We start from the raw sequence: 25,680 nt of genomic DNA, 5'->3' as shown, positions 1-25,680 counted from the left end.
CCTGAACGGGCCAGGAGAGGTCTGTCCGGTTCAGGCGCGCGGCTGCCGGGCGGCCAGCCAGCGCTCGAACTCGACGGCCGGCATGGGCGGGCCGATGAGCTCGCCTTGCAGGCTGTTGCAGCCCCATTCGCCGAGCAGCAGCGCCTGCGCCGGCTCGCGCACCCCTTCCGCGCTGACCTGCAAGCCCAGGCCCTGGCCCATCTGCACGATGGCCCGGGTGATGGCCACGGCCTTGGGGTCTCCGGGCAGGCCGGCGACGAAGCTCTGGTCGATCTTCAGCTTGTCCACGGGCAGGCGGCCCAGGTGCGACAGCGAGGTGTAGCCCGTCCCGAAGTCGTCCACCGAGATGCTGAGCCCCAGCGCCCGCAGCGCCTGCAGCAGGTCCGGCACGCGCTCGATGTCGTCCATGAGCATGCGCTCGGTCAGCTCGAGCTCCAGCCAGGCTCCCGGCACGCCGGCGTCCTGCAACACGAGGGCGACGACGCGGTCGAAGTCCTCCAGGCGGAACTGCATGCTGCTGAGGTTCACGGCGATGGGCACCGCGGCCCTGCCGCTCTCGTGCCAGTCCCGGCTCTGACGGGCGGCCTCACGCATCACCCACTCGCTGAGCGGCAGCATGAGGCGATGCCGTTCCGCCACGTCGATGAAGGCCTCCGGCGTGAGCAGCCCGCGTTGCGGATGACGCCAGCGCAACAGCGCCTCCGCGCCCCGCAGCGCCCCGGTGCGGGCGTCGATCTGCGGCTGGTAGAACAGCTGGAATTCGTCGCGGGTCAGTGCCTGGGCGAGCTCGGCCTCGAGCACGAGATCGGCATAGGCGCGCTGGGCCAGCTCAGGCTCGAAGAAACGGTAGTTCGCACGGCCGCTGGCCTTGGCCAGGTACATGGCGGCATCGGCATGCTGGATCAGCTCCTCGGCCGTGCTGCCGTGCTCCGGGAACATCGCCACACCGATGGAGGGCGTGACCGAGAGATCGCGGCCGTCCGCCTGCACCGGCACTTCCACCACCGCCAGCAGCGCCGACAGCACGGCCTGGACATCCGCCCGGCTGTGCACGTCGGCGAGCAGCACCACGAACTCGTCCCCGCCGAAGCGGCCCACGAGATCGGAGCTGCGCAGGCAGGCGCTGACGCGGTCCGCCACGGTGCCCAGGACCTTGTCGCCCTCCAGATGGCCCAGCGAGTCATTGACGCGCTTGAAGTTGTCGAGGTCGATGAACAGCAGGGCCAGGGGCCGCGGCGGCACGTGGGCGTCATCCAGCCGGGACTGCATGCGCTCCATGAACGCCGCACGGTTGAGCAGCTGGGTCAGCGGGTCGTGATGGGCCAGGTGGTGGATGCGGGCCTGGGCCGCGAGCTGCTCGCGCATGTCGCGGATGATGGTCATGCGCAGGCGCTCGCCCTGCCGCTCCAGCGTCCGCACGATGAACTCCACGGGAATGCGCTCCCCGCTGCGGTGCAGGATCGCCGACTCGTAGCGCACCTCCTGCCCGGCCAGCATCACCCCGTTGACCTTGGGGCGCATGTCCTCGGCGACGAAGTCGAGCGCGGCCCGCCCGACCAGCTCCTCGAGGCGATAGCCGATCAACTCGCACAGGGGCGGGTTGGCGTCGGTGATGATGCCGCCCCGGTGGAAGAGGATGCCCTCGACGGTGGCCTGCATGAACTTGTCGAGGCGCTCCTCGGACTCGCGCAGGGCCGCCTCGGCGGCGCGCCGCTCGCTGATGTCGTTGATCATCACGAAGGCGCCGATCACCGGCCCCTTCGTCTGCCCCGGTGCGAACTGCGGCAGCAGATTGACCTCGAGCCAGTGCGGGCGGCCGTCCGGCCCCTGCATCTGCCGCTCGTAGCGCACGGCCTCGCCCCGCTGCATGACCTGGTCGACATAGGGCTGGATCTGCCGCGCGGCGGCGTCACCGATCACGTCGGCGAAGGTCCGTCCCAGCACGGAGCCCGCGGTGTGCCCGAAGGTGCGGGCGTAGGCCTCGTTGGCGAATCGGCAGTGAAAGGTGCCGGCCTCGTAGAGCGCCATCAGGACGGGGACGTTGTCGGCCAGCAGCCGCAGCATCTGCGCCTCGGCGCGGGCATCCTGCAGGGCGCGTTCGAGGCTCCCCGGCGGCGGCGTGCCGTCCGCCATCAGGCAGCTCCCGATTCGGCCAGCTGACGCTGGTAGACCTCCCGCGCCAGGCAGAGGTCTTCCCAGGCGCGGGCCTTGTCCGGCAGATTGCGCAGCAGGTAGGCCGGGTGGTAGCTGACGACCACCGGAATGCCCTGGTAGGCATGCACCTGCCCGCGAAGACGGCCGATGGCGTCACTGCGCTGGAGCAGGGTCTGCACGGCGAAGCGGCCGAGCGCCAGGATGACGCGCGGCTTCACCAGTTCGACCTGACGCTGCAGGTAGGGCAGGCACTGGGCGAGCTCGGCGGGCTCCGGATTGCGGTTGCGCGGGGGCCGGCACTTGAGGGTGTTGGCGATGAAGACCTGCGTCGGGGCCTCGGCGTCGCCGCGCGTGAGGCCGAGCGCCCGGAGCATGTTGTCCAGCAGCTTGCCCGCCTGGCCCACGAAGGGCTCGCCCTGCAGGTCCTCCTGCTCGCCGGGCGCCTCGCCGACGATCATCCAGTGCGCCTGCTCGTGGCCGACACCGAACACGGTCTGCTTGCGGCCCTCGCACAGTCCGCAGGCCTGGCAGGCCGCGACGCTCTCGCGCAGCTGCGGCCATGCCATGCCGGCGATGGCGCGGGCGCGCTCGCCATCCACGGCGGCCAGGGCCTGAGGCAGCACCGACTGCAGGGCGCTGGCGGCGGGCGACGGGCTGGGTGGGCTCGGCTCAGCCGGCGACGGACGGGGCGGGAGTGCCGCGGCGCTGGGCGCCGGGGCGGCGCGCACGGGCGCACCGGCTGTCACGGAGGGGCGGGCCACGAGGCGCTCGCGGCCCTCGGGCGCCACTGGACCCGAGGCACGATCGGATGCCGCGCCAGCCGGCGAGACCACCGCATCGGCCGTGGACACCGCCTCAGGCGCACCGGCGAGCGGCGTCCAGACCTTGAGGCCCATGGCCTCTAGCATGGCGCGTTGACGGACGTCCCAGCTCACAGGACCTCCCCGCGCGGAAGTCGGGCCGCCGACAGACAAGGGTGCGGACGGCTCATGCGCCCACCTCCTGGGCCGGCAGCTGCAGGCTCATCAGCACGGCATCCTCCCGCAGACCGTTGGCGGCGGGATAGTAGGCCCGGCGCTGGCCGACCTCGGTGAAGCCATAGCGGCGGTACAGCGCACGCGCCCGCTCATTGCTCTGCCGCACCTCCAGCCACAGCTGCAGACAGCCCGCCTGCCGACACAGCCGGCACAGGACGTCGAGCATGGCTCGGGCATGGCCCCGCCCCTGCTGCCCGGGCGCGACGCTGATGTTCAGCAGGTGCATTTCATCCACGCCTTGAAGGGCCAGGAAATAGCCGGTCACCGTGGTGCCTTCGGCCAGCAGCCAGGCTTCGTAGCCGGCGGCGAGGGAGTCGATGAAGTTGCCACGCGACCACGGGAACTCGTAGACCGCGTTCTCGATGGCCAGCACGGCCTCGACATCGGGCACCTGCATGCGACGCAGGCCGGGGCCCGGGCATTCGGCCAGGCAGGCGCTCATGCCATCCCCTTGGCCGCCAGGCGCTCGGCGGTGGTCTGGGCGACCTTGTCGCGCACATAGACGGGCATGGCCTCGGCGGCATCGACGGCCGCGCCGGCCCCCCAGGCCTGACGCGCCAGCGAAGCCAGTGCGGCAGCACGCGAGCGGGTGGCGGCGGCCTGCGGGACGCCCGAAGGCAGCACCGGGGCCAGCGCCTCGGCGAAGACGCTCAGCGCATTGCCGGCCAGCGCCTGGGGCGGAAGTGACTGCAGCGCCTCGGTGGCCGCAGGCAGGGTATAGAGCGCAGGCGGCCGCAGGGTCACCCAGTGGTCCCCCTGCCATTCGTAGGCCGCGGCGTAGATCTCGTTCATGCGGGCGTCCATCAGGACCCAGCACGGGCCAGTGAAGCGGGTCTGCGGCTGCTGCAGGCGCAGGTCCTCGGCCACGAGCAGGAGACTGTCGAGCGGCAACACGGGCTTGCCGGCGCCGAAGGCCAGGCCCTGGGCCACGGCACAGGCCGTGCGCAGGCCGGTGAAGGCGCCGGGGCCGGCGGCAAAGGCGATGGCGTCGAGCTCGGCGAGGCTCAGGCCCGCCTGCGCCAGCAGCGCCATGGCCTGCGGGACCATCTGCTCACTGGCACGTGCACCGCCCTCGCCCTCCCGGGCCAGCAGGTCGGCCTCACGGCTCACGGCCACGACCAGGGTTTCGGTGGAGCTATCCAGGGCCAGTAGAAAAGACATGCGCGCAGTGTAGCGGCCCGTCTCTCCCGAAGTGCTGGCCAGGCCGGCCGCATCCCCCATCGTCAGGGGATGGCGGCAGGGGTGCCGCGGCGGGCGGCACCCCGGTCGCGGGACGCGTCAGAAGCTGTAGCCCAGCGACAGGCTGTAGACCGTCGGGCGGAAGTTGATCCGCGTGGTCCGGGTGATGTCGCCCTCGCGGGTCTGCGTCACGGCGCTCATGTCGCTCTTCACGTCAGCGCGCGCAATCGTGGCCACCAGCGACCAGTGCTTGTCGTACTGGACCGTCATGCCCACGTGACCGGCCAGCCCCCAGGAGTCCGACAGCGAGATGGTCGTCGGGCCGCCCGAGGCCGCATCGCCCGAGGGCGTGCTGCGCGTCTTGGTGAAGCGGGTGTAGTTGATGCCGAGGCCCACGAAAGGCTTGACGCGCTCCCACAGGTTGAAGTGGTAGTTGGCGAAGACCGTGGGCGGCATCTGCTCCACCACCGAGATCTGGCCGAAGGCCTGGATGAAGCCGGCGCCGTAGACCTTGTGCGAGGGCGGCAGGCCCAGGGCCACCTCGGCGCTCCACTCCGGAGAGAAGCGGTAGGTGTAGCCGAAGCCGAGGGTGTCCGCCGAACCGATGCGCAGCAGCGCGCCGGGGGCGGGGATGGCCGGGCCGCCGGTCAGGGGCGGCATGGTGGCGTTGACGTCGATGTGCGCACCGCCCAGATAGACGGTGTGCTGCGCGTGGGCGCCCGCCGCGGCGCAAGCCAGCAGGCCGGCACACAGGATGTGGTTTGCTTTCATGTCTTGATGCTCCTGGATGTCGTCTTCAGAGGCCGGCGGCGATCACTTGCTGGAAGAAGCCGCGCGTCAGGGCGTTGCAGAAGGGCGGCACCAGCCCGCCGTGGTACTGCGCCTGCACCGAGGCGCCGGCAGCGGCCTTGGCCTGCTGGAAGCCGCCATAGACCGTCTGGCCGGTGATGCCGGCCGGCAGCGTGCTCAGGGTTTCCAGGTCATAGGTGGCCATCAGGGGCATGCCGCGGGCCTTCAGGTCGGCCGCGGCCACGGTGGTGTTCAGGTCATAGAACACCGTCGGGTCAGCCTTGCCGCCGCACAGGGCGATCGGGCGGCGGGTGCTGACACCCAGCAGCGTGTTGGTCTGCAGGGCCTTGCGGAAGTTGGACGTGGGGTAGGACGCCTTGAAGCTGTCCTTCAGCAGCCCGCCTGCACCGAAGAGCTTGGTGAAGGTCGGGTCGGCGGGCAGCTTGCCGGCGGCCATCAGGTCGGCGATGGGGGTGTCGGTGGGCAGCAGCGTCTCGGCGTGGGCGTCGAACGGGGCCTGGTAGGCATCGCTCGGAGCACCGTAGATGTTGCCGTAGGACTTCTGGTAGCTGGTCAGCTGCATGACGGAGAACAGCGTCGCGCCGGCATTGGCCTGCACGTTGACCACGGCGTCGCCGAAGCCCACGAGGTTGTACGGGCCGGACATCGGCGCCGTGGCGGTGATCTTGAACTCGCTGCCGTAGTCGCGCTCGATGACCTTGTGCGTCGCCAGGGCCACATGGCCGCCCTGCGAGTAGCCCGAGATCAGGAGCTTGTCGGATGCCTTGGTGCTGCTCTCGGCCTTCAGGTGGGCGATGCCGGCGCGCAGGCCGTCCACCATGTCGACGGCCTGGGCCTCGGCATTCAGGTAGGGATGGAAGCCCAGGCTGGAGCGCTCGTAGCCGAGGTAGTTGGGGGCGATCACGATGAAGCCCTGCGCGGCGTACATCGCCATCATCAGCGAGGCTTCGCGGTTGTTGGTGACGTCCGCCATGTTGTAGCTCTTCTGCGTGGCGGTGCCATGGGCGTAGAGCAGCACGGGGCGGTTGCCCGTGCAGGCGGCGTCGCTGCCGGTGGGCACCAGCACGCCCGCGGAGGCGGTGGCGGGTTGGCCGGCCGGGTCGCGGGTCATGTAGTACACGTAGCGGACGTCCACTTCGCACTTGGCCTTGCCCGACAGGGGCTGCAGGCCGCTCGCGGCGGTGCCGCCGTCAATCTGCGCCAGGGTGGCGTGGCCCGCCAGCGTGCCATAGATGATCGAGCCGCGCGGCGCGGGTGGGTCATCTCGGCTTTCGCTGGTACCACCACCACAGGCGGACAGGGCTGCGACGCTGATTGCCAGCATCGCCAGGTTGAACTTGCTCATCGTGCGTACCTCTGCAGTCGGCATGGAGTGAAATCCGGATTCCGGACAAAAAAGCGAACGGTCGTTCGCTTTTGTTGGAGCTCACTATAGAGTGACACGACTCTGTCATCAGGAAGTAAAAACCCCGACACCGTTGCCGGTGCCGGGGTGGCAGGGATCCTCTGGGGGGGAGGGATCAGAGCGGGTTGCGCAGGACGCGTGACAGCGCCAGGTTGCCCAGGGTCGAGTGGCCCACCGGGCCCAGGTGGCGGTCGTCCGCCCAGAGGTAGGTCGTGACCGTGGCACCGCCGATCAGCGTCCCCGTCGAGCAGTTCGGCAGGCTGACCGCCGCCTGGCAGGCCGGGTTCAGCACGTCCGACAAGCCGTACTGCGCCGGGAACTTGGTGACCGAGGTGGACATGTCGTCCCCCAGCACCAGGGCACCGAGGCGGCCGTCGTTGAGCGCGCCCAGGGCACGGTACAGCTCGGTGTTGAAGGAGACCGTCAGGGCGGTCAGGAATTGGGCGCGGTTCAGGCCTTCGCGGACCGGAGGCCGGTTGTTGCGCTCCTGGATGGCGAAGGGCGTGGCGCCCACATCCGGCAGGGACACCACCAGCGTGCGGCCGCCCGTGCGCATCATGCGCACGGCGAGCTCGCCCAGCTGGCGGCCGGCATCACCGGCGGCACGCATGAGGTCGGCCTCGGACTGGGCCGGGTACTGCGCGTAGAGGCCGAGGATGTCGTTGGTGCCGACATAGAGCGTCACCAGCGTGTGCTCGGTCAGGACGTCGCTCGCCAGGTAGCGGTCCAGCTGCGCGCGGGCATCGTCCACCTTGGCGCCGACCGTCGCCATGATGCGCCCCTGCGGTGCCGCCAGATTGCTGGGGTTGCATTGCGGGAACACCATGCCGTAGCGATTGGCCAGCAGCTGGATCCACAGCGGATTGCTGCTGCAGTCCACGGCGTTGCTGATGGAGTTGAGGGCATTGACGCTGTACTTGCGACCATCGCTGGTCAGCACGCTGGTCTCGTCGCCGAAGGCCACCAGACGCGTCGGGGCGAACGGCTCGATGGGCTCGCTGCCGCCCCCACAACCGGCCAGCGCTGCCGCCGCCACCAGGCCCACCAGAAGGGCGCGGGCGCTGCCGCGGGCAGCTTGCTTGAAACTCTTCATGAACACTCCATCTCCGGAAATCAAATGCCGGCATCGGCGGCAAAGGCCGCAGCCGCGCGCGACAGACGGTCGCGAACACCATCCCAGGCCGTTTCGGCCGGAGGCTGCTCCACCCAGATCTCGCGCACCCCGGCGTCGTCTAGCTCGCGCAGCACGGCAAACAGGTCATGCGCTGCCATGCGGGCATCCACGGGCATCGGGCGCCAGAACTCGGGGAGCCGGGCCGGTTTTGTGCGGGAATATACCGCCACACCCTTAGGCGCAGCTTCAGCCAGACCGGATTCGATCTGCGCCAGGCTCATCAGACGCACGGCGGCCGAAGGCGCGTAATGGGCCGCCAGCGTGCCCGAGGCGCGCGGTGCCGCCGCGTCACGGTCGCGCAGCGGCTCGCCGAGCACGGCCTCGATCTGCGCCCGCGTCAGGACGCCCGGGCGCAACAGCACCGGGTGCTCGCGGCTGCAGTCCACGATGCTGGACTCGATGCCCACCTCGCAGTCGCCGCCGTCGAGGATGAGCAGCGTCTCGTCGAACTCGCTGCGCACGTGGGAGGCGTGGGTGGGGCTGACGCGCCCGAAGCGGTTGGCACTCGGGGCCGCGACGCCGCGCACGCCCAGCGCGAGCGCCTCGCGCAGCAGGGCCTGGGCGACGGGGTGGGCGGGGCAGCGCAGGCCGACCGTGTCCTGCCCGCCGGCGGCCGCGGCGGCCATGCCCTCGGCCCGCGGCACGATGACGGTCAGCGGACCCGGCCAGAAGGCCTGCATCAGCTGTCGCGCCGCCTCGGGCAGGCGCGCCGCGAAGGGCGCGGCCGACGCGGCGTCCGGCACATGGACGATCAGCGGATGATCCGCCGGCCGCCCCTTGGCCGCGAAGATGCCCGCCACGGCCGCGTCATCGTCCGCACGGGCCCCGAGGCCGTAGACCGTCTCGGTGGGCAGGGCCACCAGTTCGCCGCGGGCCAGGGCCTCGGCGGCCCGGCGCACGGCAGCGGGATCGGCTCCGTTCAGCAGCATGGCTTTCCCTCTCGCACCGGCCGGCTCACCACGAGTCCGGCAGGCCCAGCAGGCGGGCGGCGGCGCGCGCGGAGGCCTCGGCGGCCTCGGCCGTCGCGCCGGTGATGTTGAGGTGGCCCATCTTGCGACCCGGCCGGGCGCTCTGCTTGCCATAGAGGTGCAGATGCGTCCCGGGCAGCGCGAGGACCTCGCCCCAGGGCGGCGTGCGCTCGGTGCCGGCGGCGTCGAACCACAGGTCGCCCAGCAGGTTCAGCATCACCGTCGGCGAGTGCAGGCGCGGCGCGCGCAAAGGCAGCCCGGCCATGGCGCGGGCCTGCATCTCGAACTGCGACACGTCGCAGGCGTTCATCGTGTAGTGGCCGGAGTTGTGCGGACGTGGCGCCATCTCGTTGACCACCAGCGAGCCGTCCTGCAGCAGGAAGAACTCGACGCACAGCACACCCACGTAGCCCATCTCGGCGGCGATGCGCGAGGCGGACGCCACCGCCTGGCGCTGCAAGGCCTCGGACACCGCGGGCGCCGGCACCTGCGTGACAGCCAGGATGCCGTCGCGGTGCAGGTTCTGCTGCACGGGGAAGTGCACGACCTGGCCGTCGTCGCCCCGCACCACGAGGCAGGACAGCTCCAGCTGCAGCGGCAGCATCTGCTCCAGCACGCAGGGCACGCCCTTCAGTGCATGGAAGGCCTCGGCCAGCTCCTGCGCGGTCTTCACGCGGACCTGGCCCTTGCCGTCGTAGCCCATGCGGGCCGTCTTGAGGATGCCCGGCAGCAGAGCGGCCGGCACGGCGGCGAGATCGGCCTCGCTGCGGATCACGGCATAGGGCGCGCACGCCACGCCGCTGCGCTGGAAGTGGGCCTTCTCGTCCGCCCGGTCCTGGCAGATGGCGACGCAGTCCCCGGCGGGCGCGACGAAGCGCTGCTGCGCCAGGCGGCGCAGGGCCTCGGCGGGCACGTTTTCGAACTCGGTGCTGATGGCATCGCTGGCGGCCGCCAGCCGGGCCAGCCCGGCCTCGTCGAGGTAGTCGGCCTGGATGTGCTCATGCGCCACGAGCCCGGCCGGGCTTTCCGGATCCGGGTCCAGCACGACGGTGCGGTAGCCCAGAGCCTGGGCGGCGTGCACGAACATGCGGCCCAGCTGGCCGCCTCCCATCACGCCGAGCGTGGCCGTGCCGGCTTCCAGACGCTTGGCCATCAGATCAGGTCCTTGCTCATGCCGCGGGCATGCTCGGTCTGGCGCTGGCGGTAGGCGGCGAGGCGCTCGCGCAGTGCCGCGTCATCCTGGGCCAGCATGGCCACGGCGAACAAGGCGGCATTGCCCGCGCCAGCCGTGCCGATGGCGAAGGTCGCCACCGGAATGCCCTTGGGCATCTGGACGATGGAATGCAGCGAGTCCACGCCCTGCAGGTGGCGGCTGGCCACCGGCACGCCCAGCACAGGCACCAGCGTCTTGGACGCCAGCATGCCCGGCAGGTGGGCGGCGCCGCCCGCACCGGCGATGATGGCGCGCAGGCCGCGGGCCTGGGCCTGCTCGGCGTAGGCGAACATGTCGTCCGGCATGCGGTGGGCGGAAACCACCTGTGCCTCGAAGGGCACACCGAACTCGGAGAGAATGTCTGCGGCGTGCTTCATGGTCTCCCAGTCACTGCTGGATCCCATCACCACGCCGATCAGGGGAGAGGCGCTGCTCACGGCTCGCTCCATAGGCTGGAAAACCTTGAATTGTAGGCGGCGCGCCCCATCTGCCGCCGGACGGCCGGGCCGCCAGGCGCCGACTTCCGGCAAGAACACACCCCACACCATGATCGACATCACTCTTGAGAACTTCGAGACCGAGCTGCTGCAGGCCTCCCTCCAGCAGCCGGTGCTGCTGGACATCTGGGCGCCCTGGTGCGGCCCCTGCAAGAGCCTCGGCCCCATCCTCGAACGCCTGGAAGCCGATTACGGCGGCCGTTTCCTGCTGGCCAAGCTCAACAGCGACGAGCAGCCCGAGATCGCCAGCCAGCTCAGCCAGGCCTTCGGCGTGCGCAGCATCCCCTTCTGCGTGATGTTCGTCGGCGGCCAGCCGGTGGACGGCTTCGTGGGCGCGATTCCCGAGTCCCAAATCCGCGAGTTCCTGGCCAAGCACCTGCCGGAGGCCGGCGAGCTGGCGGCCGAGCAGGAGGTGTCCGAGGGCGAGGAGCTGCTGGACGAAGGGGACGCCGACGCGGCGCTCGACAAGTTCATCGCCGCCCTGGAGGCCGATCCCGCCAACGAGGCCGCCCGCTTCGACCTGGTCAAGGCGCTGCTGGAATCCGGCCGCGTGGGCGAAGCCCGTGCCGCCTTCGAGCCGGTGGCCGCGCAGGCAGCCGACACCATCACCCCGCACGCCCGCTTCGCCGCCCTGGCCTTGTGGCTGCAGGCCGCCGAGGCGGCGCAGCGCGGGCTGGACGCCACGGCGCTGCAGGCGGCCATCGGCGCCAACAAGCGCGATTTCGACGCCCGCTACGGCCTCGCGCAGCTGCACTTCGCCGCCAGCCGCTTCACCGAGGCGATGGAGGAGCTGCTGGAGATCATCATGCGGGACAAGGCCTGGAACGGCGAGCTGGCCCGCAAGACCTACGTGGCCATCCTCGAGATCCTGACCAAGCCGCAGCCCAAGGCGGCCGTGCCTGCCGCCGGCGAGCCCAAGGGCGGCCTGCAACTGGCCGGGCATGCTACCGTGACGCCCGCCGATCCGCTGCTGGACCAGTACCGTCGCAAGCTCTCGATGGCGCTGTTCTGAAGCCCTCGCCCCATGAAAAAAGGCCCGCATCAGCGGGCCTTTTGCATGGCGCGGGGTGGGGTCAGGCGTTGCCGACGCCGGCCTGCGCGGCCTGCTTGTCCGCGTGGTAGCTGGAGCGCACCAGCGCGCCGACGGCCGCGTGGGTGAAGCCCATCTTGTAGGCCTCGGCCTCGTACATCTTGAAGACGTCGGGGTGCACGTAGCGACGCACCGGCAGGTGATGGCCGGACGGGGCCAGGTATTGCCCGATGGTGAGCATGTCGATGTTGTGGGCGCGCATGTCCCGCATCACCTGCAGCACTTCCTCGTCGGTCTCGCCGAGGCCGACCATGATGCCGCTCTTGGTCGGCACGCCCGGCACTTCTTCCTTGAAGCGCTTGAGCAGGTTCAGGCTGAATTCGTAGTCGGAGCCCGGGCGCGCTTCCTTGTAGAGGCGCGGCGCGGTCTCGAGGTTGTGGTTCATCACATCGGGCGGCGCGGCCTTGAGGATGTCCAGCGCACGGTCCATGCGACCGCGGAAGTCGGGCACCAGCACCTCGATCCGGGTCGCCGGACTCAGCTCACGGACCTTGGTGATGCACTCGGCGAAGTGGCCGGCGCCGCCATCGCGCAGGTCGTCGCGGTCCACGCTGGTGATCACCACGTACTTGAGCTTCAGCGCCGCGATGGTCTTGGCGAGGTTCTCCGGCTCATGGACGTCCAGCGGGTCCGGACGGCCGTGGCCGACGTCGCAGAAGGGGCAGCGGCGGGTGCACTTGTCACCCATGATCATGAAGGTGGCCGTGCCGTGGCCGAAGCACTCGCCGATGTTCGGGCAGGAGGCTTCCTCGCAGACGGTGTGCAGCTTGTGCTCGCGCAGGATCTGCTTGATCTCGTAAAAGCGGGTGCTGGGCGAACCGGCCTTCACGCGGATCCAGTCCGGCTTCTTCAGCGTCTCGGCCGGGACGATCTTGATGGGAATGCGCGCGGTCTTGGCCTGGGCCTTCTGCTTGGCGCTGGCGTCGTAGTCGTCGCCGGTCTTGGCTTCGTGGGTGATGTTCTCGGTGGGCATGGCGCCTCGTCCTCAGGGCTGGCTCGCTGCAGGCTCAGTGCAGCTTCATGGCGTGAGCTGGGCAGCCAGCCGCTCGCCGAATCGCTGGGCCACGGTGGTCCAGTCGGAGAAAACCCGAAGTGTAGCGAGGTCCACCGTCTTCAGGCCTGCGTAGCCGCAAGGGTTGATGCCTTGGAAAGGCTGCAGATCCATGCCGACGTTGAGCGCCACGCCGTGGTAGCTGCAGTGGCGGCTGATCTTGATTCCGAGCGCGGCGATCTTGCCCAGGCCCCGGAACGGGTCCGTCGGGTCGGCCGGGCCGGTCAGCGCGGCATGCGACGACGGGTCGTCCAGGCGCACGTAGATGCCCGGGGCGCCGCTCACCCGGTGGCCGGTGATGCCGAAGGTCTCCAGCGTCTGGATCACGGCGGCCTCCAGGCGGAACACATACTCGCGGACGTAGATGCCCAGGCGCTGCAGGTCCACCAGCGGATAGGCCACGACCTGCCCCGGGCCGTGGTACGTCACCTGGCCGCCGCGGTTGGTCTGCACCACGGGAATGCCGGCCGGATTGAGGATGTGGTCCGCCTTGCCCGCCAGGCCCTGGGTGTAGACGGGATCGAACTCGCACAGCCAGAGCTCGTCCGGCGTGTCGGGGCCGCGCTCGGCGGTGAAGGCCTGCATGGCGGCCAGCGTGGCCGCGTAGTCGACGCGGCCCAGGGTCTTGATCAGCATGGGCAGGATGGTAGCGCCGCGGCTGTAAGGCCCCACGCGCCGGTCACGACAAAGACTGCGCTACAAGTCGCACCACACGGATCAACGGCTCGAATGAATCGACCATGACTGCACGCCCGCTCCTCATTGCCGCCCTTTGGGCCCTGGCCCTCCCCGGCCATGCCGCATCGCCTCCCGCCGCGCCGGTGGACCGCGCCATCGCCGCCTATGCCGATGGCCGTCTGCCCGAGGCCGCGGCGGGCTTCCGGCAGCTCGCGGCGCAGGGCAATGCCCTCGCCCGCTACAACCTGGCCATGATGCACCTGCGTGACGAGCTGCCACGCAGCCGCGTGCCCGAGGCCCGCCGGCTCCTGGAACAGGCGGCCGGCCAGGGCTTTGTCCGCGCCGAGCTGGCGCTGGGCGAGCTGCATGAGCAAGGCCGGCTGGGACGGGTGGACCTGGTCCAGGCCCAGCGCTGGTTCCTGCGCGCGGCCGAGCATGGCAGCGCGGACGGCCAGCTCGCCGTCGGCACGGCCTTCTTCCTCGGCAGGGGAGCGGCCCGGGACATGGCGCAGGCCGCGCGCTGGTTCCGCGAGGCCGCCAACGGGGGCGACGTCGGGGCGCAGTACCTCCTGGCCTCGCTGTACGAGCAGGGCGACGGCGTACCGCGCGACCTGCGCCTGGCGCGCTACTGGTACGACATCGCCGCCCGCAACGGCGACGAGGCGGCGCCCTTCAAGCGCCAGGAGATCGACGCCCGGATCGAGTCCGAGCGGCAGCCGGACGGCGCCTGAACGTCAGAGGACGACCTTCACCATCGGGTGCGTGCTGAGCGTGCGGTAGAGCTCGTCCAGCTGCTCGCGGCTCGTGGCCGTGATGGTGATGGTGAGGCCCAGGTAGTTGCCGCTGCTGCTGGGGCGGCGCTCGACGGTGCCGGCGTCGAAGTCCGGATCGAACTGCTGCGCCACCATCACGATGGCCTCGAAGAAGCCCTCGACATGCGCGCCCATCACCTTGATGGGGAACTTCGAGGGGTATTCGATCAGGGACTGCTCGGGGGGAATCGTCGGCGCCATGCGCCCTCCTTCAAAAACTCGATCGCTCATCGCCCCGCAGGTGAGGTCATTCAGACCGACTGCAAGGCCTTGGCACGCTGGTAGGCCTCGTGAAGCCGCGCATACACCGGCCCGGGCTTGCCGCGCATCGCACCATGGCCGACGGGCTCGTGGTCCAGCTGCGTCACCGGCAGCACCTCCTTGGTGGCCGAGCTCAGCAGGACCTCGTCCGCCGCGAAGACCTCGGCCTCCGCGATCGGGCGCAGGTTATAGCCGATGCCCAGCTCCTCGCACAACTCGTGCAGCAGGCCCATGCGCACCCCCTCCAGCAGCAGCTCGGAGCGTGGCGGCCCGAGCAGCGCGCCTTCCTTGACGATCCAGACATTGGACGCAGACGCCTCGGTGAGGAAGCCGTCCCGGAAGAGGATGGTCTCGGCGGCGCCCTGGTCCGCGCTGACCTGCCGGGCCAGCACATTGCCCAGCAGCGAGATGCTCTTGATGTCGCCCCGCTGCCAGCGGAAGTCACGCGCCGTGATGCAGGCGACACCCTGGTGCCGCTGCTCGGCCGTGGGCCAGGCCGCCGGCAGGCAGTAGCTGAACACCGTGGGCGTGATGTTCTGGGGCATCACGTGATCCCGCGGTGCCTCGCCGCGCGTGACCTGCAGGTACCACCACTGGTCCCCGCCGCCTGCACGCTCGACCAGCGCCCGGCCCAGCCGCAGCCACTCCTGGCGGCTCAGCGGGTTGGCGATGCGCACGCGCGCCAGGCTGCGGTCCAGGCGCTCGAGGTGGTCCTCGAGGCGGAACATGCGGCCGCCATACACGGGGACCAGCTCATAGACGCCGTCCCCGAACAGGAAGCCCCGGTCCAGCGGCGAGATCCGCGCCTCGGCCAGCGGCAGGACGGCCCCGTTCAGGTAGCACAGGCCCTCAGGCATCGGCTTCATGGCGCCTCCTCGCTGTGACGTTGGCCGTCGGCGACGACCTTCGACGTCTCCTTGCGACGGCAGCTTACGCCACCCGGCGGCGCCTGGGCAGTCCTGCCCGTGGCGAAGATGTGTTTACTTGATCCAGAGGCGGATCGAGTCCCAGGCGCGCCCGAAGATGCCGGCCTGCGCCACGCTCTCCTGCACGACCAGCGGCACTTCGGCCACGGCCACGCCGCCCGTGGTCGTCACCTTGATGGTGCCCACGCGCTGGCCCTTGTTCAGCGGCGCTACCAGCGGGTCGGTGCGCTCGACCTGCGTCTGCAGCTTGCCACCCTCGCCGCGCGGCACGGCCACGAAGACCGGGCCCTCGGCGCCCAGCTTGACCTCGGGGATCGCGCCCTTCCAGACCTTGACCGTGCTGGCGGCCTGGCCGGCGTCGAAGAGCCGGACGGCGTCATAGGCGGAGTAGCCCCAGTTCAGCAGCTTCTGGCTTTCGTTGGCACGCGCCTCCTTCGAGGCCGTGCCCATCACGACGCTCAGCAGGCGGCGCTTGCCGTTGGGGAAGTCGCGCTGGGCGCTGGAGACCAGGCAGTAGCCCGCAGCGTCCGTGAAGCCGGTCTTCATGCCGTCGACGCTGGGGTCGCGGGTCAGCAGCAGGTTGCGGTTGTGCTGGCGGATCTTGTTGTAGGTGTATTCGCGCTGCGAGTAGTACGGGTAGTACTCCGGGAAGTCGCGGATGATGTGCGCGGCAATCACGGCGATGTCGCGCGCGCTGCTCTTGTGGCTGGCCTCGCTCAGGCCGGTCACATTGCTGAAGCGCGTGTTCTTCAGACCCCAGGCCTGGGCCTGGCGGTTCATCATCGCGACGAACTGGTCCAGCGTACCGCCCACCCCCTCGGCCAGCGCCACGGCGGCGTCGTTGCCCGACTGGATGATCAGGCCGCGCAGCAGCTCGTCCACCTTGGGGCGCATGGTGGTGTCGATGAACATCAGCGAGGGGTCGCCCTTGCGCTCTTCCCAGGCCCGCTTCGAGACGCTCAGCTCCTGGTCCAGCGTCAGGCGCTTTTCCTTCAGGGCCTGGAAGGTCAGGTAGGCCGTCATCAGCTTGGTCAGCGAGGCCGGGTCGTTCGGCACGTCGGCCTCACGCTCGGCCAGGACCTTGTTGGTGGTCATGTCCAGCAGCACGTAGCTGCGGGCGGCGATCTCGGGGGCTTGGGGCGCCTGGGCCTGCGCGGACACAGCGGCCACGCCGGCCAGGGCCAGGGCAATCAGTCGTTTCATGGGATGCGGAAGAGAGAGAAAAACGTGCGGCGCAGCAGGGCGGCTCAGTGCCAGCTGCGCAGCACCAGGTTCTTGAGCAGCGTCAGCTGCCCATGGAAGAAATGCCCCACGCCGGGCACGACGATGACAGGCAGGTGCTGCGGACGGGCCCAGTCCAGCACCGAGCTGAGCGGCACGACATCGTCGACCTCGCCATGGATGACGAGCGCATCGGCCGGCACCGGGGCCATGTCGAAACGGGAGGTCGCGGGCCCGACCAGCACCAGGCGCTCAGGCGCCGCATCCCCCGTCAGCTGCAGCGCGGCGCGGGACGCCACGTAGCCGCCGAAGGAGAAGCCGCCCAGCACCAGGGGCAGGCCGTCCTGGCGGAAATGCGCGATCACGGCCAGCGCGTCGTCCACCTCGCCACGGCCTTCGTCCCACGCGCCGGCCGACTGGCCGATGCCGCGGAAGTTGAAGCGCACGACCTGATAGCCAAGCTGCACGAAGGCGCGTGCCAGCGTCTGGACGACCTTGTTGTCCATCGTGCCGCCCTGGGTGGGATTGGGATGGCAGATCACGGCCGTGCCACGCGGCGCCTGCAGGTCCAGCAGCTGGTCCACGGCGCATTCGAGCGTGCCCGCCGGGCCGTCGATCAGCAGCTTGCGCGTCTGGGAGTTCATGCGCAGCCCCGGATCAGCGGCCGACGGCGTCGGGCAGCACCAGCCGCTCGACGACCTCGCCCTTCTTCAGGTGGGACTCGACGATCTCGTCGATGTCGGTGCTGTCCACGAAGCTGTACCAGACGGCCTCGGGATAGACGACGGCCACCGGGCCGCCGGCGCAGCGGTCCAGGCAGCCCGCCTTGTTGACCCGCACGCCGCCCTTGCCGGCCAGGCCCTCGGCCTTGACCCGGGCTTTGCAATGGTCGAAGGCCGCCTGCGCGCCATGCTGGGCGCAGGCGTTCTCGCCGCTGTCCCGCTGGTTGAGGCAGAAGAAGATGTGGCGCTCGTAATAGCTCATGGCGCGGGATTGTAGGCGGCTGGGGTTTGCCCCGATGGCAACGGGCTCTTCAGCGTTCGCGCTGCGTCACGCCCCACAGCAGCCACGCAATGGCGGCGAAGGGCCAGACCCATCCCACCCACTGGGCCAGGCCATAGAGATTGATGAAGCGGCCCTGCTCCCAGGTCTGGAGCGTCTGGGCGAGATAGGGGTCCGTCGGGGCTTCGGTGATCAGGGCGATCAGCACGGTCAGCGCCACGAGGCCCCAGGCGGCGTTGGCGCGTCGGGACATCAGACAGGCCAGCACGCCCAGCAGCAGGCCCGCCCCGAGACCGGGCAGCGTCGTGGTGCTGACCCAGGACCAGGCATGCTGGGGGCCGAAATTCAGGGCGGTCGAGAGCGCCGTCAGCAGCACCCCCACCAGCAGGGCGCCCGCCACCAGCAGCAGGCGGCGCCAGCCCGGACGGGCCACCGACAACGCCAGCAGCACGGGCCCCAGCAGGCCAAGGGCGATGGCGATGGCTTCCTGCCCCGGCGGCAGCGGCAGCTCCACGAGGTTCACGAAGTCGGCGTCGCGCAGGGCCCAGGGCGTGCCATCGAGGGCCTGGGCGCTCAGCTCGCGCAGGCGCGGCAGCCACTGCCCCAGCCCCAGCGGCAGCGGCGCCGGAAAGAGCAGGCCCACCGGCCACAAGGCCAGCAGCGCCAGCGCGCCGGCACTCTGGGGCACGAACCAGCGTTCCCGCCAGCCGTGCCAGCGCGCCAGCACGCCGAAGCGGTGCATCAGTCCCCCGAGCAGGCCCCCGGCAAGCGCGCCGGCGCTGTTCAGCGCCCAGTCCGCCAGCGACGGCACGCGGCCCGGCAGGAAGTACTGCAGCACCTCGGTGACGTAGGAGGCCAGCGGCAGCCCCAGCAGCACCGCCAGCCAGGCGGCACGCTCCCGCCCGCCGCTGCGCACCACGGCCGCGAACAGCAGGACGCCGAAGGGCGTGTAGCCCAGGGCATTCGCCCAGATGTCGAAGCTCAGCCAGTAGCGCGGCCAGTGCAGCACCAGCACTTCCGTGCCCGCCACGCCGGGCGGCCACGCCCAGGGCCAGAAGGGGTACAGGCTCGCATAGGCCACCAGCAGCGCATAGATCAGGACCAGCCAGCTGGCCGAACTGCGCCGCCCCATGGCTCAGAAGGGCTTGACGACCACGAGGATCACGATGGCCATGAACAGCAGCACCGAGACCTCGTTGAACACGCGGTACCAGCGGTGGCTGCGACGGTTGGCCAGGGCCTCGAACTGGCGCAGGTGGCTGCGGCAGACATGGTGGTAGCCCACGGCGCCGATCACCACGGCCAGCTTGGCGTGCATCCAGTACTGGCCGGGCCCGCGGCCGATGCCGTAGTGCAGCCACAGCACCAGCCCCAGCGCCAGCGCCGGGATCATCAGCAGGTTCATGAAGCGGTACAGCTTGCGCCCCATCAGCAGCAGGCGCTCGCGCTCGGCATGGCTGTCCGGCGGGACCATGGCCAGGTTGACGAAGATCCGCGGCATGTAGAACAGACCCGCAAACCAGGAGGCCACGAAGACGATGTGGAAGGCTTTGATCCAGAGCATCGGGGCATTATGGACCGCGGCCCGGGGGGCGATGCCCGGGCACGTCAAGCGGCGTCAGGACTTCAGATGATCCAGCCAGGCGGCGAAGTCGGCGTCCATCTCCTGCCCCCAGCTGCGGACGAGCGCCTGGTAGCGCGGGTAGTCTCCCGCCCGGGTGAGCGCCAGCATCTGGTCGATGCGGGGCCGATGCCGCTCCATCATGAAGCGCACGGCCAGGTAGCCGCCGCCGTAGATGCGCTCCGTGCCGCCCTGCGTCTCGTAGCCGGTGTTGAACAGCTCGCTGAGCGGCAGCGGCTGGGCACGGGCGATCTGCGCCAGCCGGGGGTGCGCGTCGCCGTGGGCCACGTACTCGGCCACCCCCTCGGTCCACCAGACGAGGTAGGGCCGCAGCGGCGAAGGCTGGGCGCAGTTTTCCGGCGGAGCGTGGGAGTCGTGCAGGTTGGCGCAGAAGTCCCCCTGCAGGTTGAAGCGGCCGTCCAGGTAGTGCGTGAACTCGTGGGCCAGGTTGTGCACGGCCCCGCTCGCCTGCTGGTAGGCCACGAACTCGGCCTGGTTGCCCGGGCGGTCCGGCAGGCCCTCGAGGTACATGCCGCCGTTGTCCACCGGCATGTCGAAGTGCCGGCCGGCCCAGCGCTTGAACTCCGCCACCGTGCGGTAGATGTTGGCCCGCAGCGCCACATTGCCGTCGTGCGCCACCGGCCTGCCAGCCGTGCCGAACATCGCGTGAAAGCGACGCTCCACGGCGCCGAGGTCCTCGCAGATGCGCCCTTCCTGCTCGCTGGCCAGGGCCTGCGAGCGCAGCACGAGGCTCGCGCTGCAGCGGTGCTCCCGGCTCAGCACACGCGTCACGGCGTCCTCGCTCAAGGCCGGCCGGCCGGAGCAGCCCGCCAGCAGCAGGAGCGTTGCGATCGTCAGCAGGCCCGGCACCGGCAGCCACGATTCAGGCGCCGTGCGGACCGGGCCCAGGGCTTTCATCGACATTTCCATCACCTCCTCTGCTAATATATTTTCAGAATCTCAATGATATTTCTGAAACAATGAATCACGCAAGGCATGCCCCGGCAGCACAGGTCCTGCAGACCTGGCAGCCCTCGACAGACACCCTGCGACTGCGCACGATCGACTGCCATACGGGCGGCGAGCCCCTGCGGGTGATCGTCGACGGCTTCCCCGCCCTGTGGGGCCAGACCATGCTGGCGCGCCGGCGTGACTGCCAGCAGCGCTTCGACGGCCTGCGGCGGGCGCTCATGTGGGAGCCGCGCGGCCATGCGGACATGTACGGCGCCCTGATCACCCCGCCCGAGCGCAGCGACAGCGCCTTCGGCGTGCTCTTCCTTCACAACGAGGGCTACAGCACCATGTGCGGCCACGCCATGCCGGCCCTGGCCAAGCTGGCCATCGAGAGCGGATGGGTGCCCGCTACCGGAGCGACGACCCGCCTCGCCATCGACGCACCCTGCGGCCAGATCCGCCTGGAGGCACAGTGCGTGCAGCAGGAGGGCCAGCCCTGGCGCGTCGGCCGGGTGCGTTTCTGGAACGTGCCGTCCTTCGTGCTCGCCGACCGCCAGACCCTGCCCGTCGAAGGCCTGGGGCTGGTTCACTATGCCCTGGCCTACGGCGGCGCCTTCTACGCCTACGTGGAGGCGGCGTCGCTGGGCCTGTCCCTGGCGACGGCAGCGCATGCCCGGCTGATCGAGGCGGGGCGCCAGATCAAGGACGCCATCGTCCGTGCGGGCACCCATATCGAGCACCCGGGCGACCCCGATCTGGGCTTTCTGTACGGGACCATCTTCACCGGTCCGGCGCTGGAAACCGGGGCGGACTACCGCAACGTCTGCGTCTTTGCCGAAGGCGAGCTGGACCGCAGCCCCACCGGCAGCGGCGTCTCCGGCTTCGCCGCCCTGCTGCATGCGCGGGGCCAGCTGCCACTGGGCCACCCGCTGACCATCGAGAGCGTGCTGGGTTCGCGATTCGAGGTCCGGGCCGCACACGAGAGCCGCTGCGGCCCGCATCCCGCCATCGTCCCGGCGGTCGAGGGCGAGGCCCATGTCACCGGCCGCCATGAATTCCTGATCCATCCCGAAGACCCGCTTGCCAAAGGATTCCTGCTGCGATGACCCCGCCTCTGCAACCCCTGTTCGCCCAGCGCCTGGCGCGGCTGCGCACCCACATGGCCGAGGCCGGCCTGGACGCGATGCTCGTCTTTGCGCCCGAGCATCTGCGCTACCTCTTCAACTACAGCGGCGAAGCGGCCTGCGGCCTGCTCAGCGCGCGCAGCAGCTGGCTGGTGACCGACTACCGCTTCATCGAGCAGGCCGAAGAGGAATGCATGCATCACGAATGGCGCCGCGGCGTGGCCACGGAGCTGCTGTGCCGGGACCGCCAGCGCGAGCGCCTGGGTGAGGCCCTCGGCCGGCTGCTGGCCGACCTGGGGGCCACGCGCGTGGGCTTCGAGGCCGGACATGTCAGCGTGGCGCAGTGGACGGCGATCAGCGCCGATCTGCCCGGCCTGGCCCTGCTGCCGGCCTCGGACCTCCTGGTCCAGGCGCGCCGGGTCAAGGACGCCTGGGAGCAGCAGCAGCTGCGCCAGGCCGCCGCCTTGGCCGACGCGGCGCTCGAGGCCCTGCGCCCCGAGATCCGGCTGGGCCGCAGCGAGCGCGAACTGGCCACGCGTATGGAGCAGCTGCTGCAGTCCCTGGGGTCGGAAGGCCTGTCCTTTCCGACCATCCTCGGCTTTGGTCCCCGCTCGGCCCTGCCGCACAGCGCCCCGTCAGACCGCCCGCTGCAGCGGGGTGACCTCCTCGTGCTGGACTTCGGCGCCGTGGTGAATGGCTACCGCTCGGACATGACGCGCAGCCATGTAGCCGGCCCCGCCCAGCCCTGGCAGCAGCGCCTGCATGACACCGTCAGCCAGGCCCAGCAGGCCGCGCTGGCGCTGCTGAAGCCGGGCGTCAGCGGCCGGACGCTCAACGACGCGGCCAGCGCCGTGCTGGCCGCCAGCGAGTTCGCCGCGCACGCCGGCCCGGGGCTGGGACATGGCGTCGGCCTGGTCCTGCACGAGCAACCCTTCCTGGACACGGTCTGCGAGGCCCGTCTGCGCGCGGGCGAGGTCGTCACCATCGAGCCGGGGATCTACATCCGCGGCCAGGGCGGCCTGCGCATCGAGGACGACGCCTTGCTGCTGGACGGCGGTCATGAGATCCTGACCCGCGCTCACCGTGACTTCGAGCTCCCTCTTTGAACAAGGCCACGCCCCCATGCACGTGATCAGCGCCGAGCAGGTCGATGCCGCCCTGGACTTTCCCGCCTTGATCGACGCCCTGGCCGCTGGCTTTGCGGCACCGTTCGAGATGCCCGCCCGGCAGCTGCTGGCACTGTCGCCCTCGCGCAGCGCCGACTGCCTGGGCCTGCTGCCGGCCTGGACCGAGCGGCTGATCGGGCTCAAGGCCTTCACCTACCTGCCCGGCAACGCGGCACAGGGCGAGCCGGTGCTGCATGCCCAGGTACTGGTCTTCGATCGGCGCGATGGCCGGCCCCTGGCCCAGCTGGAGGGGCGCAGCATCACCCGCTGGCGCACGGCGGCCGTCTCGGCGCTCGCCTCGCGGCTGCTGTCACGCCCCGACGCCCGCCGGCTGCTCCTGCTGGGCACCGGCGAGCTGGCCTGCCCGCTGGTCCAGGCCCATCTCGCGGTCCGCCCCTTGGAGGAGGTGCGGATCTGGGGCCGCCGCCCGGCGCAGGCCGCGGCGCGCGTCGAGACGCTGCGGTCCCTCGGCGTTCCGGCCGCCCTCGCGGTGGCCGTGGACCTCGCAGCAGCACAGCCATCCGCCGATCTCATCGTGGCGGCCACGGGCGCCGGCGAGCCCCTGGTGTTCGGCGAGCTTGTGCCGCCGGGATGCCATGTGGACCTGCTGGGCAACCACCGGCCCGATCAGCGCGAATGCGACGCCGCGCTCGTGCAGCGCGCCCGGGTCTATGTGGACAGCCGCGCCAATGCCCTGGGGGAGGCCGGCGAGCTGATCCTCCCACTGCAGCAGGGCCTTGTTGACTTGGATCACATCCTCGGCGAGCTGGCGGACCTCTGCCGTCTGCCGCATCCGCCGCAGCGCGCGCCTGGCGACGTCACGCTGTTCAAGTCGGTCGGCACGGCGCTCGCCGATCTGCTGTGCGCCCAGCGGGTGCTGACACGCCTGGGGCTGCTGGAGCCCTGAGCCGCTCCCCCGGGGCTATTCCGGCAGGGCCAAAAAAAAGCCCCAGCCAATGGGCTGGGGCGAGAAAGCCTTATCGCTGTCATCACGCTAAGGCTCCTGCTCAGGGAGGAAAAGCAGGGAACGACGCCTTGCGGCTATCATTCGAAAACCAGTTTAACAGAGCCGCCATCGGGCCGTCTCTACGGGTCACTGCGTAGAACTGCACGTTTTTGACGGCCCCACAACCAAACCCCTAGATCGAGGGGGTTTGTCCGGAGAGCCTGCCTTGTCCCGCACCCTCAGCGCCCCCTTCCCCGCGGCACGTCCGCGTCGCCTTCGCCGCGATCCCTTCACCCGCTCCCTGGTTCGCGAGTCCCGCCTGGATGCCTCGGACCTGATCCTGCCGGTGTTCGTGCACGAAGGCAGCGAGCCCCACCCGATCGACTCCATGCCCGGCGTGTCGCGCCTGCCCATCGAGCACCTGCTGCGCACGGCGGAGGAGGCGGTGTCCCTGGGCATCCCGGTGATCGCGCTCTTCCCGGCCATCGAGCCCCACCTCAAGACACTCGACGGTGCCGAGGCCTTCAATCCGCAGGGCCTGATCCCGCGGGCCGTGCGGGCGCTGAAGTCGCGGTTCCCGCAGCTGGGCGTGCTGACCGACGTCGCCCTGGACCCCTACACGAGCCACGGGCAGGACGGCCTGCCCGACGAGACCGGCTACCTCATCAACGACTCGACGGTCGAGCTGCTGGTGCGCCAGGCCTTGACGCAGGCCGAGGCAGGCACGGACATGGTCGGCCCGAGCGACATGATGGATGGCCGCATCGGCGCCATCCGCGATGCGCTGGAGGCGTCCGGTCACATCCACACGCGGATCATGGCCTACAGCGTCAAGTACGCCAGCGGCTTCTACGGCCCCTTCCGCGATGCCGTGGGCTCCAAGAGCGCCCTGGGCAAGGCCGACAAGAACACCTACTACGTCGACCCGGGCAACAGCGACGAGGCCCTGCGCGAGGTCGCGATGGACCTGGCCGAAGGCGCCGACATGGTGATGGTGAAGCCCGGCATGCCTTACCTCGATGTGGTGCGGCGCGTGAAGGACGAGTTCCGCGTGCCCACCTTCGCCTACCAGGTGAGCGGCGAGTACGCGATGCTCAAGGCGGCCGCCATGAACGGCTGGCTGGCGCATGACGTCGTGATGATGGAATCGCTGCTGGCCTTCAAGCGCGCCGGCGCCGATGGCATCCTCAGCTATTTCGCGCTCGAGGCAGCCCGCCTGCTGAAGAAATGAGGCTCGCCGTGCCGGCCGCCCGCCCGGCTCCGCCGTCCGGCGGGGGGCGCTGAATGCGCCTGTTCCTGCTCAGCGGCGAGCAGCTCAGCGAGCTCGCCCAGCTCCCCCAGGACCTGCCCGACACCGGCTATCTGTGGGTCGGCCTCAGCCGCGAGGAATTCAGCCTGCGCAGCCTCGAGCTGCAGCTCGCGCTGCAGCGCTGGTGCGGTGCGCCCCTGGTGGACCTGCACGTCTCGGATCTGCTCAACGTGCAGCTGCCCTCGCACTTCGACTACACCTCGTGGTACGACCTCATGGTCTTCCGCCGCCTCGCCACCGTGCCGGGCACGGAAGCACCGGATGAGGATGCGCCCGTGTCCGCCGAGGCCATCGAGCGCTCGCTCCAGTCCATCGACACCAGCCCCGTGGGCTTCGCGGTGTTCGATCGCGTGCTGCTGAGCGTGCATCCCGGCGATTGCCAGGTGCGGGACTTCTTCGCCACGCGCCTCGGCCAGATGCACGAGGGCCGTGACCTGCGTGGCGGCAATCGCCTGCCGACCAGCCCGGCGGACCTGATGCTGCGCATGCTCAACCACATGGTCGACAGCTACCTGGACCTGCGCCGCCTGCTGACGCGCCAGCTGACGGGTCTGCAGCGCCAGCTCTTCGACCCGCACAGCAACTTCCGCGAATGGCCCGCCCTGCTGACAGCGCGGGACACGCTGACCCGGCTGGAAGACGTCTGCGAAGACCAGCGCAGCGCGGTCCAGGAATGGCTCGATGCCCTCGCGGAATGGCCGCCGGCGCAGGACGCCCGGGCCGACCGCGAGCGCGAGCTGCTGCGTGTGCGCTCGCGTGACGTGCTGGAGCATGTGGAGCGCGTGCTGAGCCACGTGCGCCGGCTGGAGAGCTCGGCCGAGTCGGCGGTGCAGATGCACTTCTCCGCGCTCGGCCACCGCACCAACAACATCATGCGGACGCTGACGGTGCTCACCGCCATCTTCCTGCCGCTGAACCTGATCACCGGCATCTTCGGCATGAACTTCGACAGCCTGCCGCTGATCCACAAGGCCACCGGCTTCTGGGTGGCACTGAGCCTGATGCTGGGTGTGGGGCTCGGCCTGGGCCTGTTCTTCTGGCGCAAGCGCTACCTCAGCAGCAAGAGCTGAGGCGCCCGCACA

The 25,680-nt window shown here is 70.2% G+C and carries 27 protein-coding genes; 7 read left to right on the top strand and 20 right to left on the bottom strand.

The window, feature by feature from the left end:
* Positions 1 to 30: 30 nt before the first annotated feature.
* From QRD43_RS05725 to purE, 10 genes are all read right to left on the bottom strand, one after another.
* A complete protein-coding gene (locus QRD43_RS05725) occupies positions 31 to 2,133 on the bottom strand; it encodes a putative bifunctional diguanylate cyclase/phosphodiesterase (protein ID WP_285981506.1) in 2,103 nt (700 codons plus the stop codon).
* On the bottom strand, positions 2,133 to 3,050 hold the full coding sequence (locus QRD43_RS05720; protein WP_285981505.1) for a uracil-DNA glycosylase: 918 nt from the start codon (positions 3,048 to 3,050) through the stop codon (positions 2,133 to 2,135). The genes QRD43_RS05725 and QRD43_RS05720 overlap by 1 nt, the downstream gene beginning before the upstream one ends.
* 91 nt (positions 3,051 to 3,141) lie before the next feature.
* On the bottom strand, positions 3,142 to 3,633 hold the full coding sequence (gene rimI, locus QRD43_RS05715) for a ribosomal protein S18-alanine N-acetyltransferase (protein WP_285981504.1): 492 nt from the start codon (positions 3,631 to 3,633) through the stop codon (positions 3,142 to 3,144).
* Positions 3,630 to 4,352 carry a tRNA (adenosine(37)-N6)-threonylcarbamoyltransferase complex dimerization subunit type 1 TsaB gene (tsaB, locus tag QRD43_RS05710; RefSeq protein WP_285981503.1) on the bottom strand — a complete coding sequence of 241 codons (723 nt, stop codon included), beginning with the start codon at positions 4,350 to 4,352 and terminating at the stop codon, positions 3,630 to 3,632. Before tsaB ends, rimI begins: the two co-directional genes overlap by 4 nt.
* A 117-nt stretch (positions 4,353 to 4,469) precedes the next feature.
* Complete coding sequence (locus QRD43_RS05705) at positions 4,470 to 5,141, bottom strand: OmpW/AlkL family protein (protein WP_285981502.1); 672 nt, start codon at positions 5,139 to 5,141, stop codon at positions 4,470 to 4,472.
* A gap of 25 nt (positions 5,142 to 5,166) precedes the next feature.
* Positions 5,167 to 6,525: an alpha/beta hydrolase family protein gene (locus QRD43_RS05700; RefSeq protein ID WP_285981501.1), complete on the bottom strand. Its 1,359-nt coding sequence runs from the start codon at positions 6,523 to 6,525 to the stop codon at positions 5,167 to 5,169.
* Between the two features lie 175 nt (positions 6,526 to 6,700).
* The gene (locus tag QRD43_RS05695; protein WP_285981500.1) at positions 6,701 to 7,678 is read right to left on the bottom strand and encodes an SGNH/GDSL hydrolase family protein; all 978 of its coding nucleotides are present in this window, start codon (positions 7,676 to 7,678) and stop codon (positions 6,701 to 6,703) included.
* Positions 7,679 to 7,698: 20 nt separating this feature from the next.
* Positions 7,699 to 8,688 carry an L-threonylcarbamoyladenylate synthase gene (locus QRD43_RS05690; RefSeq protein WP_285981499.1) on the bottom strand — a complete coding sequence of 330 codons (990 nt, stop codon included), beginning with the start codon at positions 8,686 to 8,688 and terminating at the stop codon, positions 7,699 to 7,701.
* A gap of 25 nt (positions 8,689 to 8,713) precedes the next feature.
* Positions 8,714 to 9,880, bottom strand: coding sequence for a 5-(carboxyamino)imidazole ribonucleotide synthase (locus tag QRD43_RS05685; protein WP_285981498.1), 1,167 nt, complete (start codon positions 9,878 to 9,880; stop codon positions 8,714 to 8,716).
* On the bottom strand, positions 9,880 to 10,344 hold the full coding sequence (gene purE / locus QRD43_RS05680) for a 5-(carboxyamino)imidazole ribonucleotide mutase (protein WP_434063830.1): 465 nt from the start codon (positions 10,342 to 10,344) through the stop codon (positions 9,880 to 9,882). The genes QRD43_RS05685 and purE overlap by 1 nt, the downstream gene beginning before the upstream one ends.
* A 142-nt stretch (positions 10,345 to 10,486) precedes the next feature.
* On the opposite strand from purE, the gene QRD43_RS05675 reads away from it, so the two are divergent.
* Positions 10,487 to 11,449: a tetratricopeptide repeat protein gene (locus tag QRD43_RS05675; RefSeq protein ID WP_285981496.1), complete on the top strand. Its 963-nt coding sequence runs from the start codon at positions 10,487 to 10,489 to the stop codon at positions 11,447 to 11,449.
* A 61-nt stretch (positions 11,450 to 11,510) separates the two neighbouring features.
* On the opposite strand, the gene lipA is transcribed toward QRD43_RS05675, so the two are convergent.
* Positions 11,511 to 12,500: a lipoyl synthase gene (lipA, locus tag QRD43_RS05670; protein ID WP_285981495.1), complete on the bottom strand. Its 990-nt coding sequence runs from the start codon at positions 12,498 to 12,500 to the stop codon at positions 11,511 to 11,513.
* A 45-nt stretch (positions 12,501 to 12,545) separates the two neighbouring features.
* Positions 12,546 to 13,214, bottom strand: coding sequence for a lipoyl(octanoyl) transferase LipB (gene lipB, locus QRD43_RS05665; RefSeq protein WP_285981494.1), 669 nt, complete (start codon positions 13,212 to 13,214; stop codon positions 12,546 to 12,548).
* 104 nt (positions 13,215 to 13,318) lie between these two features.
* Between lipB and QRD43_RS05660 the strand changes: the two genes are divergently transcribed.
* Entirely contained in the window at positions 13,319 to 13,987 is a 669-nt protein-coding gene (locus QRD43_RS05660) for a tetratricopeptide repeat protein (RefSeq protein ID WP_285981493.1), read from the top strand.
* Between the two features lie 3 nt (positions 13,988 to 13,990).
* On the opposite strand, the gene QRD43_RS05655 is transcribed toward QRD43_RS05660, so the two are convergent.
* From QRD43_RS05655 to QRD43_RS05620, 8 genes are all read right to left on the bottom strand, one after another.
* Positions 13,991 to 14,269 (bottom strand): DUF493 family protein, encoded by a 279-nt coding sequence (locus QRD43_RS05655; protein WP_183105421.1) that lies wholly within the window; start codon positions 14,267 to 14,269, stop codon positions 13,991 to 13,993.
* Positions 14,270 to 14,319: 50 nt separating this feature from the next.
* Complete coding sequence (locus QRD43_RS05650) at positions 14,320 to 15,195, bottom strand: D-amino acid aminotransferase (RefSeq protein WP_285981492.1); 876 nt, start codon at positions 15,193 to 15,195, stop codon at positions 14,320 to 14,322.
* Positions 15,196 to 15,309: 114 nt separating this feature from the next.
* Entirely contained in the window at positions 15,310 to 16,458 is a 1,149-nt protein-coding gene (locus QRD43_RS05645; RefSeq protein WP_285981491.1) for a D-alanyl-D-alanine carboxypeptidase family protein, read from the bottom strand.
* A gap of 44 nt (positions 16,459 to 16,502) precedes the next feature.
* Complete coding sequence (locus QRD43_RS05640; RefSeq protein WP_285981490.1) at positions 16,503 to 17,120, bottom strand: alpha/beta hydrolase; 618 nt, start codon at positions 17,118 to 17,120, stop codon at positions 16,503 to 16,505.
* Between the two features lie 13 nt (positions 17,121 to 17,133).
* On the bottom strand, positions 17,134 to 17,460 hold the full coding sequence (locus tag QRD43_RS05635; RefSeq protein ID WP_285981489.1) for a (2Fe-2S) ferredoxin domain-containing protein: 327 nt from the start codon (positions 17,458 to 17,460) through the stop codon (positions 17,134 to 17,136).
* Positions 17,461 to 17,509: 49 nt separating this feature from the next.
* Entirely contained in the window at positions 17,510 to 18,610 is a 1,101-nt protein-coding gene (locus tag QRD43_RS05630; RefSeq protein ID WP_285981488.1) for a VanZ family protein, read from the bottom strand.
* A gap of 3 nt (positions 18,611 to 18,613) precedes the next feature.
* On the bottom strand, positions 18,614 to 19,042 hold the full coding sequence (locus QRD43_RS05625) for a CopD family protein (protein ID WP_285981487.1): 429 nt from the start codon (positions 19,040 to 19,042) through the stop codon (positions 18,614 to 18,616).
* 54 nt (positions 19,043 to 19,096) lie between these two features.
* A complete protein-coding gene (locus tag QRD43_RS05620; RefSeq protein ID WP_285981486.1) occupies positions 19,097 to 20,023 on the bottom strand; it encodes a collagenase in 927 nt (308 codons plus the stop codon).
* 56 nt (positions 20,024 to 20,079) lie between these two features.
* On the opposite strand from QRD43_RS05620, the gene QRD43_RS05615 reads away from it, so the two are divergent.
* The 5 genes from QRD43_RS05615 (at position 20,080) to QRD43_RS05595 (ending at position 25,668) form a co-directional block, all read left to right on the top strand.
* Positions 20,080 to 21,159: a proline racemase family protein gene (locus tag QRD43_RS05615; protein ID WP_285981485.1), complete on the top strand. Its 1,080-nt coding sequence runs from the start codon at positions 20,080 to 20,082 to the stop codon at positions 21,157 to 21,159.
* A complete protein-coding gene (locus tag QRD43_RS05610) occupies positions 21,156 to 22,283 on the top strand; it encodes a M24 family metallopeptidase (protein ID WP_285981484.1) in 1,128 nt (375 codons plus the stop codon). The genes QRD43_RS05615 and QRD43_RS05610 overlap by 4 nt, the downstream gene beginning before the upstream one ends.
* Positions 22,284 to 22,299: 16 nt before the next feature.
* Positions 22,300 to 23,250, top strand: a complete 951-nt coding sequence (lhpI, locus tag QRD43_RS05605) for a bifunctional Delta(1)-pyrroline-2-carboxylate/Delta(1)-piperideine-2-carboxylate reductase (protein WP_285981483.1) — start codon at positions 22,300 to 22,302, stop codon at positions 23,248 to 23,250.
* A 265-nt stretch (positions 23,251 to 23,515) separates the two neighbouring features.
* Positions 23,516 to 24,520, top strand: a complete 1,005-nt coding sequence (gene hemB, locus QRD43_RS05600) for a porphobilinogen synthase (RefSeq protein WP_285981482.1) — start codon at positions 23,516 to 23,518, stop codon at positions 24,518 to 24,520.
* A 53-nt stretch (positions 24,521 to 24,573) separates the two neighbouring features.
* Positions 24,574 to 25,668, top strand: a complete 1,095-nt coding sequence (locus QRD43_RS05595) for a magnesium transporter CorA family protein (protein WP_285981481.1) — start codon at positions 24,574 to 24,576, stop codon at positions 25,666 to 25,668.
* Positions 25,669 to 25,680 lie beyond the last annotated feature (12 nt).

Source organism: Roseateles subflavus (assembly GCF_030285365.1).
Taxonomy (GTDB): domain Bacteria; phylum Pseudomonadota; class Gammaproteobacteria; order Burkholderiales; family Burkholderiaceae_C; genus Roseateles_B; species Roseateles_B subflavus.
The sequence above is the reverse complement of the archived record's forward strand: the minus strand, read 5'-3'. Positions and strand labels throughout refer to the sequence as shown.

What these genes read in the sequence shown, in the direction of transcription:
- QRD43_RS05725 (WP_285981506.1), bottom strand. Translation starts at nt 2,133, where the DNA reads ATGGCGGACGGCACGCCGCCGCCGGGGAGCCTCGAACGCGCCCTGCAG.
- QRD43_RS05720 (WP_285981505.1), bottom strand. Translation starts at nt 3,050, where the DNA reads ATGGGCCTCAAGGTCTGGACGCCGCTCGCCGGTGCGCCTGAGGCGGTG.
- rimI (WP_285981504.1), bottom strand. Translation starts at nt 3,633, where the DNA reads ATGAGCGCCTGCCTGGCCGAATGCCCGGGCCCCGGCCTGCGTCGCATG.
- tsaB (WP_285981503.1), bottom strand. Translation starts at nt 4,352, where the DNA reads ATGTCTTTTCTACTGGCCCTGGATAGCTCCACCGAAACCCTGGTCGTG.
- QRD43_RS05705 (WP_285981502.1), bottom strand. Translation starts at nt 5,141, where the DNA reads ATGAAAGCAAACCACATCCTGTGTGCCGGCCTGCTGGCTTGCGCCGCG.
- QRD43_RS05700 (WP_285981501.1), bottom strand. Translation starts at nt 6,525, where the DNA reads ATGAGCAAGTTCAACCTGGCGATGCTGGCAATCAGCGTCGCAGCCCTG.
- QRD43_RS05695 (WP_285981500.1), bottom strand. Translation starts at nt 7,678, where the DNA reads ATGAAGAGTTTCAAGCAAGCTGCCCGCGGCAGCGCCCGCGCCCTTCTG.
- QRD43_RS05690 (WP_285981499.1), bottom strand. Translation starts at nt 8,688, where the DNA reads ATGCTGCTGAACGGAGCCGATCCCGCTGCCGTGCGCCGGGCCGCCGAG.
- QRD43_RS05685 (WP_285981498.1), bottom strand. Translation starts at nt 9,880, where the DNA reads ATGGCCAAGCGTCTGGAAGCCGGCACGGCCACGCTCGGCGTGATGGGA.
- purE (WP_434063830.1), bottom strand. Translation starts at nt 10,344, where the DNA reads ATGGGATCCAGCAGTGACTGGGAGACCATGAAGCACGCCGCAGACATT.
- QRD43_RS05675 (WP_285981496.1), top strand. Translation starts at nt 10,487, where the DNA reads ATGATCGACATCACTCTTGAGAACTTCGAGACCGAGCTGCTGCAGGCC.
- lipA (WP_285981495.1), bottom strand. Translation starts at nt 12,500, where the DNA reads ATGCCCACCGAGAACATCACCCACGAAGCCAAGACCGGCGACGACTAC.
- lipB (WP_285981494.1), bottom strand. Translation starts at nt 13,214, where the DNA reads ATGCTGATCAAGACCCTGGGCCGCGTCGACTACGCGGCCACGCTGGCC.
- QRD43_RS05660 (WP_285981493.1), top strand. Translation starts at nt 13,319, where the DNA reads ATGACTGCACGCCCGCTCCTCATTGCCGCCCTTTGGGCCCTGGCCCTC.
- QRD43_RS05655 (WP_183105421.1), bottom strand. Translation starts at nt 14,269, where the DNA reads ATGGCGCCGACGATTCCCCCCGAGCAGTCCCTGATCGAATACCCCTCG.
- QRD43_RS05650 (WP_285981492.1), bottom strand. Translation starts at nt 15,195, where the DNA reads ATGAAGCCGATGCCTGAGGGCCTGTGCTACCTGAACGGGGCCGTCCTG.
- QRD43_RS05645 (WP_285981491.1), bottom strand. Translation starts at nt 16,458, where the DNA reads ATGAAACGACTGATTGCCCTGGCCCTGGCCGGCGTGGCCGCTGTGTCC.
- QRD43_RS05640 (WP_285981490.1), bottom strand. Translation starts at nt 17,120, where the DNA reads ATGAACTCCCAGACGCGCAAGCTGCTGATCGACGGCCCGGCGGGCACG.
- QRD43_RS05635 (WP_285981489.1), bottom strand. Translation starts at nt 17,460, where the DNA reads ATGAGCTATTACGAGCGCCACATCTTCTTCTGCCTCAACCAGCGGGAC.
- QRD43_RS05630 (WP_285981488.1), bottom strand. Translation starts at nt 18,610, where the DNA reads ATGGGGCGGCGCAGTTCGGCCAGCTGGCTGGTCCTGATCTATGCGCTG.
- QRD43_RS05625 (WP_285981487.1), bottom strand. Translation starts at nt 19,042, where the DNA reads ATGCTCTGGATCAAAGCCTTCCACATCGTCTTCGTGGCCTCCTGGTTT.
- QRD43_RS05620 (WP_285981486.1), bottom strand. Translation starts at nt 20,023, where the DNA reads ATGTCGATGAAAGCCCTGGGCCCGGTCCGCACGGCGCCTGAATCGTGG.
- QRD43_RS05615 (WP_285981485.1), top strand. Translation starts at nt 20,080, where the DNA reads ATGAATCACGCAAGGCATGCCCCGGCAGCACAGGTCCTGCAGACCTGG.
- QRD43_RS05610 (WP_285981484.1), top strand. Translation starts at nt 21,156, where the DNA reads ATGACCCCGCCTCTGCAACCCCTGTTCGCCCAGCGCCTGGCGCGGCTG.
- lhpI (WP_285981483.1), top strand. Translation starts at nt 22,300, where the DNA reads ATGCACGTGATCAGCGCCGAGCAGGTCGATGCCGCCCTGGACTTTCCC.
- QRD43_RS05595 (WP_285981481.1), top strand. Translation starts at nt 24,574, where the DNA reads ATGCGCCTGTTCCTGCTCAGCGGCGAGCAGCTCAGCGAGCTCGCCCAG.